The sequence below is a fragment of the Variovorax sp. P1_H12_2 genome, assembly GCF_056405335.1.
Map to the genome: position 1 here is coordinate 1 of NZ_JBFUCI010000179.1, position 11830 is coordinate 11830.

An 11830-nucleotide genomic window follows, 5' to 3' on the forward strand; every position below is an offset into this window, starting at 1 on the left:
CCGCTGCACTGTCCCTGCTGGCTGCCGCCGGCGCCAACGCGGAAACCTATGAGGGCGTGCATGCCCTGACCTCGTCCACGAGCCGCTCCGAAGTCGCTGGCCAGGCGGTCGCCGCGGCACGCGAAGGCAACGTCTACGCCGACGGTGCCAGCGCGGGTGCGCAGCCGTTCAGCTCCACCGCCAGCCGCGCCACCGTGCGTGCCGAGGCGGTTGCCAAGTCGCATGACCCGCTGGCCAGCCTTGATCGCCGCGCGTTCTACCGCGACCAGGTGCCCAGCGCCTACAGCAAGCCGAAGGTCTCGTTCACGCGCCAGGCTGTGCTGTAGGTCGCTAACGCTGAAAGACCTGGTTGAGCCCGATCGCGTAGCCCCGGACCCCGTCCGGACCGCTGCGCGCGGCGCTCAGGTCGATGCTGATGGTCGGCGTCAGGTTGAAGCGCACACCGGCGCGCGAGGTCCAGGTGTCGAGGGCGCGAAAGCGCTCGAAGACCAGCCACAGCTTGTCGTTGACGGCCCAGGCACCCTGCAGTCCGCCGCGCCCGGTTCGCTCGCCGCTGCCGGGCGTCCAGTCGTAGCCGAGATTGAGGTTGACATACAGGCTCTCGAGCGGATGCCAGGTCACGGGCACCACGAACTGGCCGCCGGCACGACCGCCGTGCGTGACATCCCACACCGCGCTGAAGAACAATGCCGCGCTCAGTCGCGAATCCTCCTGCTCTCCCATGAAGGTCCACTTGAGCTGCGGCCCCGCGCCGTAGGCCTTGTCGCCGGGCACCGATGCACGGTCGACGTTGAAACCGAGCTCGACCGGTCCGACCCGGCACGCAGGCCCCAAGTGGTAGTCAGTGACCGGCGCCGTGCCGAAGCGCCCCCCCCAGACCTCGTACTGGCACTGGCCCGGGTCCAGCGTGCCGGCATCGTCGATGTCGAAGTGGCCGGCGGCGTGGACAGGCGACGCCAGCAGGCACAGCAGCGGAAGCGGAAAGCGTCGGACCATGGCCGCGCATTCTAGGAGCCGCCCGTGACTCAGATCTCGAACTGGGGCTGCAGCTCGCGAATGCGTTTCATTGCGACACCCGCTGCCGCCGTGCGCGTCTCGACCCCGAGCTTCACGTACACCCGCTCCAGGTGCTTCTTGGCGGTCGCGGGGCTGCTGCCGAGGATTTCGCCGATGTCCTTGTTGGTCTTGCCCTTGACCACCCAATAGAGAACCTCGGCCTCGCGCGCCGTGAGCTTGAGGCTCAGGCTCATGGTCTCGATCACCGCGGTGTCCGACAGCTCGCGCATGATGATCAGCCAGTCGTCGCCCTCGTCGTCGTGTCCGGTCTGCTGGTGCAGTCGCAGGCTCAGGCGGGTCGCGCCGTACGCGATCGCCAGCGCCGGCGGCTCGATCTGGCGCTGCTGGGCATCGGGCAAGTGCCGCCGAAGCCACTCGAGCACCGCGGGCGGCGTCACCGGCGCGCTGGTGCCGCAGTAGCGCAGCAGCATCTCGCGCGCCAGCGCGGTCTGCCAGATCAGCTTGCCCTCGGGCATGCGCACCGTGATGCTGGCGTAGCCGAAGGCATCGAGCGCATTGCGCGCCTGGCCGGCCTGCTGCGCTTCCTGCCGCGCGCGCCGCGCCCCTTGCAGGTGGACGTTCATGCGCGCCAGCACCTCCTTGGGCTTGATCGGCTTGGTCACGTAGTCGAYGCCGCCGGCCTCCAGCGCGGCCACCAGGTGCTCGGTCTCGGTCAGGCCGGTCATGAAGACGATCGGGATGTGCGCGGTCGCGGCATCGGCCTTGAGCCGGCGCGCGACCTCGAAGCCATCGATGCCGGGCATCATCGCGTCGAGCAGGATGATGTCGGGCCGCGCCTGGGCCGCGCGCTGCAGGGCCTGTTCGCCGCTGGTCGCGACCAGCACCGTGTAGCCCGATTCGTCGAGCGCATCGTGCAGCACCGCGAGGTTGTCGGGCACGTCGTCGACGATCAGCACCAGGTCGCTGTTGCCGCCGCTGCCGCGCAGCGTGTCGACCAGCATCGGGGGATGGTCGGCACCGCTCATGACGCCCCCGCCGCCGCGCTCAACGCCCGGCTCATGGCCTCGAACTGGAACTGCCGCGCCAGCGCGCGCTGGAGGGTGGTCCACGCCGCGCACTCGGGCTGGGCCGCGTCGATGTCGTCGAGCTGGTTCATGATGCCCCGAAAATAACCCAGGCCGACCGCTTCCTCGAGCGCGCGCAGCCGCGCGGCCGAAGGCAGCACCAGCGCGGCCTCGACGGCGGCGGGCGGCACGGCGGCGCTCTCGGTCCACCGGATGCCGAGGCGGCGCTCGAGCCAGTCGAGCAGCTCGCTGTGGCGCACCGGCTTGACGAAGAAATCATCGGGCGTGATGCCGACGTCGTTCTCCAGGCGCTTGTCGAAGGCGTTGGCCGAGACGATCGCGACCGCCGCCTGCGCGAGCCCCAGGGCGCGCGAACGGCGGATCGTCTCCCAGCCATCGATGCCCGGCATCGCGAGGTCGACGAACATCGCATCGGGCCGCCAGCCGGCCGCGATCAGGTCGAGCGCGTCATGGCCGCTGGCCGCGGTGCGCAACTCGAAGCCCAGCGGCGCCAGCACCTGCACCAGCAGTTCGCGATCGGCCTCCTCGTTGTCGACCACCAGCAGGCGCTGCCGGCGGCCCTCGTAGCCGCGCCGCAGCCGCACCACGGGCGCCCGGACGCGCCGGCCGCTGCCGGCGGGCGCCTCGTGCACGCGCGGCAGGAACAGCCGCACGCTGAACTGCGAGCCGACGCCGGGCGTGCTCTGCACGCTCATCTCGCCGCCCATGAGGTCGATCAGCATCCTGGCGATGGTGAGCCCCAGGCCGGCGCCGGGCGCCGCCGGTCCGGCCGTGGCGCCGCGCGCGAAGGGCTCGAAGATGCGGCCGAGCTCCTCCGCCGACATCCCCGGCCCGGTGTCCTCGATCTCGATCGCGGCGAACTCGCGCGCATAGCGCAGCCGCAGCGTGACCTGGCCGGCGGCGGTGAACTTGATCGCGTTGCCCAGCAGGTTGATGAGGATCTRCCGCACCCGCTTCTCGTCCGCGCGCACCAGATCGGGCAGGCCGCCGTTGGGCTCGAAGCGGAAGGCCAGCCCCTTCTCGGCGGCCTCCAGCTCGAACATGTCGGCCAGCTCGCTCATCAGCTCCGCGAACCCCATCGGCCGGGCGTTGAGCGTGAGCTTTCCGGCCTCGATGTGGGCGATGTCCAGCGTGCCCTCGATCAGCGACAGCAGGTGCTCGCCGCCGCGCTTGATCACCGCCACCGCCTGCCGGCGATGCGGCGGCACCGCGGCGTCCTCGCCCATCAGCTGCGCATAGCCCAGGATGCTGTTGAGCGGCGTGCGCAACTCGTGGCTGATGGCGCTGATGTAGCGGCTCTTGGCCTGGTTGGCCAGGTCGGCCGCGCGCTTGGCTTCCTCTGCGATGCTGCGCGCCTGGTCGGCGCTCTGCTTGGCTGCCTGCAGCGCATGGTCGGTCTTGCGGTGCAGCTCGATCTCGCGCACCAGCAGGTGGGTCTGGCGATTCGACTCCTCCTGCGCCACCTTGCGGCTCTGGTGCGCGAGCACCAGCCACCAGGCGACGATGCCGGCGATCACCAGCAGCGCCATGTAGGCCTTGAGGAAACCGGAGCGCAAGGACGCCGGCTGCATCCCGAGCAGTGCGCCCTCGCCCGATGCCGCGTCGCCGAGCGCGCGCAGCTCCTGCTGGTAGAGGACGCCGAAGACGCCGGCCAGCAAGGGCACGACGATCAGCATCAGCAGCAGGAAGTGGCCGAGCCCGGTGTCGAGGTAGGGCCAGACGCGGCGCGGCAGCAGCCAGCGCAAGGTGCCCGACCACTGCGCCGACAGGCTCGCCTGCGGTTTGCAGAGGTCGCCGCAGCGCGCGTCCAGCGTGCAGCAGAGCGAGCAGATCGCGCCTTGATAGGCGGGGCAGTGCGCCATGTCCGGGCCTTCGTATTCGCGCTCGCAGATCACGCAGAACTGGGTGGAGGGTCCGCCGCCGGGCCGCCCCAAGGCGGACTGCGCCCCCTCGGGGGGCAGCGACGACACGCAGTGCGGAGCGTGGGGGCTCAGAGTCCGGCGATAGCTGCCGGCGCCCGACTCGACCCGCGCCCAGCGGACCGCCGAGCGGCGCGCAGACGGCGCGAAGGGCGCATCACCGTCGTCGTCCGAGACCCGCGCGATGTAGTACTTGCCGCGGGTCGCCCAGGCGATCAGCGGCGCCGCGACGAAGGCGGTGCCGAGCGCGATCAGTGCCGAGAAGGCCTGTGCCAGCGGCCCGAAGACGCCGAGGTGCGCGGTGATCGACAGCACCGAGGCGAGCGCCATCGCGCCGACGCCGACCGGGTTGATGTCCCACAGGTGGGCGCGCTTGAACTCGATGCCCGGCGGCGACAGGCCCAGCGGCTTGTTGACGACCAGGTCGGCCACCACCGCCATCATCCAGGCGATCGCGATGTTGGCGTAGAGGCCCAGCACGTCGCCGAGCGCCTCGAACACGTTCATCTCCATCAGCATGAAGGCGATCAGCGCGTTGAACACCACCCACACCACGCGGCCCGGATGGCTGTGCGTGACGCGCGAGAAGAAGTTGCTCCAGGCCAGCGAGCCGGCGTAGGCATTGGTGACGTTGATCTTGAGCTGCGAGATGACCACGAACACCGCGGTCGCCGCCACCGCCCAGCCGTAGTTCGGGAACACGTATTCGTAGGCGGCCAGGTACATCTGGTTGGGGTCGACGGCGCGCTCCGGCGGCACCATGTGGCCGATCGCCAGGTAGGCCAGCAGCGCGCCGCCCAGCATCTTGAGCACCCCGAGCACCACCCAGCCGGGTCCGCCCGCCAGCACGCCGGCCCACCAGCGGCCGCGGTTGGCGGCCGTGCGCGCCGGCATGAAGCGCAGGTAGTCGGCCTGCTCGCCCATCTGCGTGATCAAGGCGATGCCGACGGTCAGTGCGGCACCGAAGAGGTGCAGATCGAAGCCGTCCGCCTTCGACCGGACACCGATGTAGTGCACGATGCCCGCGAACGCACCAGGATCGCGCGCCAGCACGTAGCCGAAGGGCACCACCAGCATCAGCAGCCAGACCGGCTGGGTCCACACCTGCAGCCGGCTGATGGCCGAGATGCCGTGCGTCACCAGCGGGATCACCACCAGCGCGCAGACCAGGTAGCCCCAGACCGGCGGGATGCCGAGCGCGAGTTCGAGCGCATAGGCCATCACCGCGGCTTCCAGCGCGAAGAAGATGAAGGTGAAGGAGGCGTAGATCAGCGAGGTCAGGGTCGAGCCGATGTAGCCGAAGCCGGCGCCGCGCGTGAGCAGGTCCATGTCGACGCCGTAGCGCGCCGCATAGACGCTGATCGGCAGCCCGGCCAGGAAGATGATCAGTCCGGTGACCAGGATGGCCCAGAAGGCATTGACGAAGCCGTACTGCACCAGCAGCGTGGCGCCGACCGCCTCCAGGATCAGGAACGAGGCCGCGCCGCCGAAGGCCGTGCTGGCCACCCGCCATTCGGACATCCGGCGGAAGCGCTGCGGCGTGTAGCGCAGCGCATAGTCTTCCAGCGTTTCGCTCGCAACCCAGCTGTTGTAGTCGCGCCGGACCTTGACGATGCGCTGCGGCGCTTCGTCGCTCGGAGCGGGGGGAACGGCGGTGGTGTCCACACCAGATCGGTGCAGGTTCCGTGCCACGGCACGAACGTTGCAACTGGCAGAGACCGCCCAATAATGGCCTGCCTCAAGACGCCACCTCCGCCCCCCATGGAACTCACACCGCGCGAAAAAGACAAGCTGCTGATCTTCACCGCAGCCCTGCTGGCCGAACGGCGCCGGGCTCGCGGGCTCAAGCTCAACTACCCCGAGGCCGTGGCGCTGATCTCCGCCGCCGTGATGGAGGGCGCGCGCGACGGCAAGAGCGTGGCCGCCCTGATGAGCGAGGGCCGCGCGGTGCTGACCCGCGCCGACGTGATGGACGGCATCGCCGAGATGATCCCGGACATCCAGGTCGAGGCCACCTTTCCCGACGGCACCAAGCTCGTGACGGTGCACCAGCCGATCGTCTGATACCCCTCCCCGAACAACAACAAGGACCGTTTCCATGCGCCTCCTCCGCACCGCTCCCCTCCTCGCATTGCTGCCCCTGGCCGCCAGCGCCGATGCCGGCCTGCATCACGGCTTTCTCGCCGGCTTCATGCATCCGCTGACCGGTCCCGACCACCTGGCCGCGATGGTCGCGGTCGGCCTCTGGAGCGCGCTCGCCGCGCGCCGCGCCTGGCCCGACCTGCTGTGGGCGCCGCTGGGATTCGCGCTGATGCTGCTCGCAGGCGCGCTGGCCGGCCTGGGGGGCCTGCAGCTGCCGGCGGTCGAGCCGATGATCGCGGCCTCGCTGCTGGTGCTGGGCCTGCTGGTCGCCACACGCAAGCGGCTTCCGGGCTTCGCGGCGGCCGCGCTGGTCGGGGTCTTCGCGGTCTTCCACGGCATCGCGCACGGCCATGAGCTGCACGGCGAATCGGCTGCCGCACTGACCCTGGCCGGCATGCTCGCCGCCACCGTGCTGCTGCACACAGCCGGCATCGCCGCCGGCTGGGCGCTGCGCCACGGTCATCGCTGGCTTGGGCGCATCGCGGGCGCCGCGGTGGCGCTGTTCGGCGTCGCGCTGCTCGGCAGCGCACTGGCCTGAGGGGGCTTCAATGATCCCCGGCGAACTCATCACCGACGAGGGCGAACACGTCCTCAATCCCGGCCGGCGAGCCATCACGCTGGTGGTCCGGAACACCGCCGACCGGCCGATCCAGGTCGGCTCGCACTACCACTTCGCCGAGACCAACGGCGCTCTGGGCTTCGACCGCGAGGCCGCGCGCGGCATGCGGCTGAACATCGCGTCGGGCACCGCGGTGCGCTTCGAGCCCGGACAGCAGCGCACGGTCGAACTGGTGGATTTTTCGGGCGACCGCATCATCTACGGCTTCCGCGGTCTCGTTCAAGGAAAGCTCTGATGCCCCCACGTTCATCACTTCGTGTATTCACTGCCCCCCGAGGGGGCGCAGGCCTCCCTTGGGGCGGCCCGGCGGGAGTCCTCTGAATGGCAACCATCGGCCGCCGCGCCTACGCGGAAATCTTCGGCCCCACCGTGGGCGACCGCGTCCGACTTGCCGACACCGACCTGGTGATCGAGGTCGAGGAGGACTACACGCTGCATGCCGGCGGCTACGGCGAAGAGGTCAAGTTCGGCGGCGGCAAGACCATCCGTGACGGGATGGCGCAAGGCCAGCGCACGCGCGCCGAAGGCTCGGTCGACACGGTGATGACCAATGCGCTGATCCTCGACCACTGGGGCATCGTGAAGGCCGACATCGGCCTGAAGGACGGCCGCATCGTCGCCATCGGCAAGGCCGGCAATCCCGACGTGCAATCGGGCGTGGACATCGTCATCGGCCCGGGCACCGAGGTCATCAGCTGCGAAGGCAACATCGTCACCGCGGGCGGCATCGACAGCCACATCCACTTCATCTGCCCGCAGCAGATCGAGGAGGCACTGGCCTCCGGCGTGACCACCATGCTCGGCGGCGGCACCGGGCCGGCGACCGGCACCTTCGCGACCACCGCGACGCCCGGCCCCTGGCACATCGAGCGCATGCTGCAGGCGGCCGACGCCTTCCCGATGAACCTCGGCTTCCTGGGCAAGGGCAACGCCAGCCTGCCGGCCGCGCTGCACGAGCAGATCGACGCCGGCGTGATCGGCCTCAAGCTGCACGAGGACTGGGGCACCACGCCGGCCGCGATCAGCAACTGCCTGGACGTCGCCGATGCCACCGACACGCAGGTCGCGATCCACAGCGACACGCTCAACGAATCGGGCTTCGTCGAGAACACCATCGCGGCCGTCAAGGGCCGCGGGATCTGCGCCTTCCACACCGAGGGCGCGGGCGGCGGCCATGCGCCGGACATCCTGCGCGTGGTCGGCGAGGCCAACTTCCTGCCCTCGTCGACCAACCCGACCATGCCCTACACGGTGAACACGCTCGACGAGCATGTCGACATGCTGATGGTCTGCCATCACCTCGACGCCGGCATCCCCGAGGACCTGGCCTTCGCCGAGAGCCGCATCCGCAAGGAGACCATCGCGGCCGAGGACATCCTGCACGACCTCGGCGCGATCAGCATGTTCAGCTCCGACAGCCAGGCCATGGGCCGGGTCGGCGAGATCGTCATCCGCTGCTGGCAGACCGCCCACAAGATGAAGGGCCAGCGCGGCAAGCTGCCCGAGGATGCCGAGCGCAACGACAACTTCCGCGCCAGGCGCTACGTCGCCAAGTACACGATCAACCCGGCGCTCGCGCACGGCATCGCGCACGAGGTCGGCAGCATCGAGGTCGGCAAGTGGGCCGACCTGGTGGTCTGGAAGCCGGCCTTCTTCGGCGTCAAGCCGTTCACGATCATCAAGGGCGGCACCATCGCGATGGCCGCGATGGGCGACCCCAGCGCATCGATCCCGACGCCGCAGCCGGTGCACTACCGGCCGATGTTCGGCGCCTACGGCGGCTCGCTCGCGAGGAGTTCATTGACCTTCGTCTCGCGGGCCGGCCTGGCCGCCGGCATCGGCGATCGCTACGGACTTGCCAAGACCTTGAGCGCGGTGAAGAACGTGCGCGGCGTGCGCAAGCAGCACATGGTGCACAACGCCCATACGCCGACGATGGAGATCGATGCCCAGACCTACGCGGTACGCGCCGACGGGCAGCTGCTGGTGTGCGATCCGGCGGTTTCGCTGCCGATGACGCAGCGGTATTTTCTGTTCTAGTTCGATGTGCGCGCGGATCGACAATCCGCATTCCATCGAACAACCCTGCCTTTCCATGCTCACCGCCAACAAACTCATGCCCCAGGGCGGCGGCCTCGCGGCCGTCCTGCTCAAGCGCGCCGCCACGGTCGAACTCGACTGGGACGTGCGCCAGAAAAGCCGCTTCGACACCACCGATTCGCAGGGCCGCCAGCTCGGCGTGTTCCTGCCGCGCGGCACCGCGGTGCGCGGCGGCGACGTGCTGGTGGCCGAGGATGGCTCGCTGGTCAAGGTCATCGCGGCGCCGCAGCCGGTGCTGGTGATCACGCACTGCAGCGAGCACGGAACGCCCTTCGACCTGATGCGCGCGGCCTACCACCTGGGCAACCGGCACGTGCCGATCGAACTCAAGCCCGACCATCTGAAGATCGAGCCCGACCATGTGCTGGCCGGCATGCTGCGCGCGATGCACCTGATCGTGCGCGAAGCTGAGGCAGCCTTCGAGCCCGAGGGCGGCGCCTACGGAGCGCACGGCGGCGGCCATGGGCACGCGCACGGCGCGGCGCCGGTCGGGCCCGTGCTGCACCCCGACGCCTATTCGGGCTCGGCGGGGCATGGCGAGCACGACCATGACCATGACCACGCGCACGGCCACGATCGTTCCCACGGCCACTCGCACGGATGAACGACACGCCGGCCGGCCTGCCCGCCAGCAGCCTGTTGCAGCTGATCTGGCTGGCCTCGCCGGCCCTGCCGGTCGGCGGCTTCTCCTACTCCGAAGGGCTCGAAGCGGCGATCGAGGGTGCGGGCATCACGACCGAGCCCGCCGTCTCGGACTGGCTGGCCGACCAGCTGCACCTGGCACTGGCCCGCGCCGATCTCGCCGTGGTGGCGCAGGCGGTGCCGGCCTGGCGGCTGGCGGATGCGGACCGTATCCGCGCACTCAACGACTGGGTGTTCCAGACCCGCGAATCGGCCGAGTTCCTGCTGCAGACCGAGCAGATGGGCCGCTCCTTCGTCGAGTGGCTGAAGCTGCACCACGCCGACATCGCGAGCATCTTCGAGACACTGCCTGCCAGCTATCCGATCGCCTTCGCCTTTGCCGCCAGCCGCACCGAAGCGCCCGCGCGCGATGCATGCCTGGCGTTCGCCTTCGGCTGGGCCGAGAATATGGTCGGCGCCGCGGTCAAGGCGGTACCCCTCGGCCAGAGCGCGGGGCAACGCATCCTCGGCCGCCTGGCGGCGGAAATCCCCACGGCGGTCGCTCATGCGATCACACTCTCGGATGACGGGCGGCAGGCCTTCTCGCCGATGCTCGCCGTGCTGTCGGCCCGTCACGAAACCCAGTACTCGCGCCTCTTCAGAAGCTAAGACCATGAACCCCCACGTTGCTCGCGAGGCATAACCCATGTCCTCCGCCCTCCACCACATCCCCCACCGCACCAAGAAGCTGCCGCCGCTGCGCGTCGGCATCGGCGGCCCGGTCGGTTCCGGCAAGACCACCCTGCTCGAAATGCTGTGCAAGGCGATGCGCGACAAGTACGACCTGATCGCGATCACCAACGACATCTACACCAAGGAAGACCAGCGCCTGCTAACGGTCGCCGGCGCGCTGCCGGCCGAGCGCATCATGGGCGTGGAGACCGGCGGCTGCCCGCACACCGCGATCCGCGAGGACGCCTCGATCAACCTCGAGGCGATCGACCGCATGCTGGTCCAGTTTCCCGATGCCGACGTGGTGTTCGTGGAATCGGGCGGCGACAATCTGGCGGCCACCTTCAGCCCGGAACTCTCCGACCTGACGATCTACGTGATCGACGTCGCGGCCGGCGAGAAGATCCCGCGCAAGGGCGGCCCCGGCATCACCAAGAGCGACCTGTTCGTGATCAACAAGACCGACCTCGCACCCTACGTCGGCGCCGATCTCGGCGTGATGGAGGCGGACACCAAGCGCATGCGCAAGCAGCGGCCCTTCGTGATGACCAATCTCAAGACACGCACCGGCCTCGCCGAGGTGGTGGCCTTCATCGAAGAGCGCGGGATGCTTGGCGAGGCCTGAAGCGCACAACAAACATCTCAATCTGTGACGGCCGCCGTGAATTGGTCCGCATCTTGCTGCGGATCCAGGGCCTGCATCCAGCCCCTTCGCACGGCAACGCGATTCCCGGAAACAGGGTGAACAGGACCTAGGCCATAGGGCGTGTATCGCAATCTCACCCAGGGCGCGATACTGCCGCAACAAGTCACGAGTCACGAGTCCACAGCGCCATCATGGCTTCAGAAGCGATCTTTCATCCAGCGACCGGCAGCGTGCAGTTCGCCATCTATCCCGACGGCCACGACGGGGCCCGCATCATTGCCCGCATCGACGAAGAGGCGCTGCAAGCGCGCTTCCAGGCGCCCGAGGACCGCGACGCCGACCTGGTGCTGGCCTATGCGCGCAATGCGGACGCCATCGACGCGATGGCCACGGCCCGGTATCGCGAGAATCCGGCGGCGGAGATCTGCCTGAACAGCGACGACTTCCAGCGGGCGGGCAGCGCGGCGGGCGGGCCGGGACGCAGAGCCACAGCGGGCGCGGCCTGAGGCGCATCGACCCGCTCGAAGCTGCGCCCTCGGACGCGGCTTGACCTTGAAGTTACTTCAGGGTTCCCAATGGCTTCATGGCAAGAAGAACACCTGAAACCTCCATCGCCGGCAGCCACGCGCCGGCCTCTCCCCTCCCTGCGACCTGCTGTTCGGCCGACCATGCGGTCGCGGCACCCTTGCCGCCCGGGCCGGGCGCGCCCAACACCTACCGCATCCCGACCATGGACTGCAGCGCCGAGGAGTCGGAGATCCGCCGCGCCGTCGAGCCGATCGCGGGCATCCGCGGACTGCACTTCCAGCTCGGCCAGCGCACCCTGAGGATCGACGGCGCGGACGACGCGCTGCCGAAGGCGCTGGCGGCCATCCGCAAGGCCGGTTTCGCGCCGGAGCGGGTCGGCGCCGGCGCGTCGCCCACCGCAGCCGACGCGCGGCGCGACGAC

The 11830-nt window shown here is 69.5% G+C and carries 13 protein-coding genes; 10 read left to right on the top strand and 3 right to left on the bottom strand.

Annotation, left to right across the window (positions count from 1 at the left end):
* Positions 1–326, top strand: a 326-nt coding sequence (locus AC1D2K_RS18375; protein WP_478090270.1) for an alpha/beta hydrolase, incomplete at its 5' end; no start/stop codon positions are given.
* A gap of 4 nt (positions 327–330) precedes the next feature.
* On the opposite strand, the gene AC1D2K_RS18380 is transcribed toward AC1D2K_RS18375, so the two are convergent.
* Genes AC1D2K_RS18380 through AC1D2K_RS18390 form a run of 3 tightly spaced genes read right to left on the bottom strand, consistent with a single transcriptional unit; the run spans position 331 to position 5701 of the window.
* Entirely contained in the window at positions 331–996 is a 666-nt protein-coding gene (locus AC1D2K_RS18380) for a hypothetical protein (RefSeq protein WP_478090271.1), read from the bottom strand.
* A 29-nt stretch (positions 997–1025) separates the two neighbouring features.
* Positions 1026–2042 carry a response regulator gene (locus tag AC1D2K_RS18385; protein ID WP_478090272.1) on the bottom strand — a complete coding sequence of 339 codons (1017 nt, stop codon included), beginning with the start codon at positions 2040–2042 and terminating at the stop codon, positions 1026–1028.
* Complete coding sequence (locus AC1D2K_RS18390; protein WP_478090281.1) at positions 2039–5701, bottom strand: hybrid sensor histidine kinase/response regulator; 3663 nt, start codon at positions 5699–5701, stop codon at positions 2039–2041. Before AC1D2K_RS18390 ends, AC1D2K_RS18385 begins: the two co-directional genes overlap by 4 nt.
* 81 nt (positions 5702–5782) lie before the next feature.
* On the opposite strand from AC1D2K_RS18390, the gene AC1D2K_RS18395 reads away from it, so the two are divergent.
* From AC1D2K_RS18395 to AC1D2K_RS18435, 9 genes are all read left to right on the top strand, one after another.
* Positions 5783–6085, top strand: a complete 303-nt coding sequence (locus tag AC1D2K_RS18395; protein ID WP_286369833.1) for an urease subunit gamma — start codon at positions 5783–5785, stop codon at positions 6083–6085.
* Positions 6086–6119: 34 nt separating this feature from the next.
* Entirely contained in the window at positions 6120–6701 is a 582-nt protein-coding gene (locus tag AC1D2K_RS18400; protein WP_478090273.1) for a HupE/UreJ family protein, read from the top strand.
* A 10-nt stretch (positions 6702–6711) separates the two neighbouring features.
* Entirely contained in the window at positions 6712–7017 is a 306-nt protein-coding gene (locus AC1D2K_RS18405) for an urease subunit beta (protein WP_478090274.1), read from the top strand.
* 86 nt (positions 7018–7103) lie between these two features.
* On the top strand, positions 7104–8822 hold the full coding sequence (gene ureC / locus AC1D2K_RS18410; protein WP_478090275.1) for an urease subunit alpha: 1719 nt from the start codon (positions 7104–7106) through the stop codon (positions 8820–8822).
* 55 nt (positions 8823–8877) lie between these two features.
* Complete coding sequence (gene ureE, locus AC1D2K_RS18415) at positions 8878–9486, top strand: urease accessory protein UreE (protein WP_478090276.1); 609 nt, start codon at positions 8878–8880, stop codon at positions 9484–9486.
* A complete protein-coding gene (locus tag AC1D2K_RS18420) occupies positions 9483–10172 on the top strand; it encodes an urease accessory protein UreF (RefSeq protein ID WP_478090277.1) in 690 nt (229 codons plus the stop codon). The genes ureE and AC1D2K_RS18420 overlap by 4 nt, the downstream gene beginning before the upstream one ends.
* 37 nt (positions 10173–10209) lie before the next feature.
* Positions 10210–10860 (top strand): urease accessory protein UreG, encoded by a 651-nt coding sequence (gene ureG, locus AC1D2K_RS18425; protein WP_478090278.1) that lies wholly within the window; start codon positions 10210–10212, stop codon positions 10858–10860.
* 212 nt (positions 10861–11072) lie between these two features.
* Positions 11073–11387 carry a hypothetical protein gene (locus AC1D2K_RS18430; RefSeq protein ID WP_478090279.1) on the top strand — a complete coding sequence of 105 codons (315 nt, stop codon included), beginning with the start codon at positions 11073–11075 and terminating at the stop codon, positions 11385–11387.
* A gap of 77 nt (positions 11388–11464) precedes the next feature.
* On the top strand, positions 11465–11830 hold a 366-nt coding region (locus tag AC1D2K_RS18435; protein ID WP_478090280.1), incomplete at its 3' end, for a heavy-metal-associated domain-containing protein.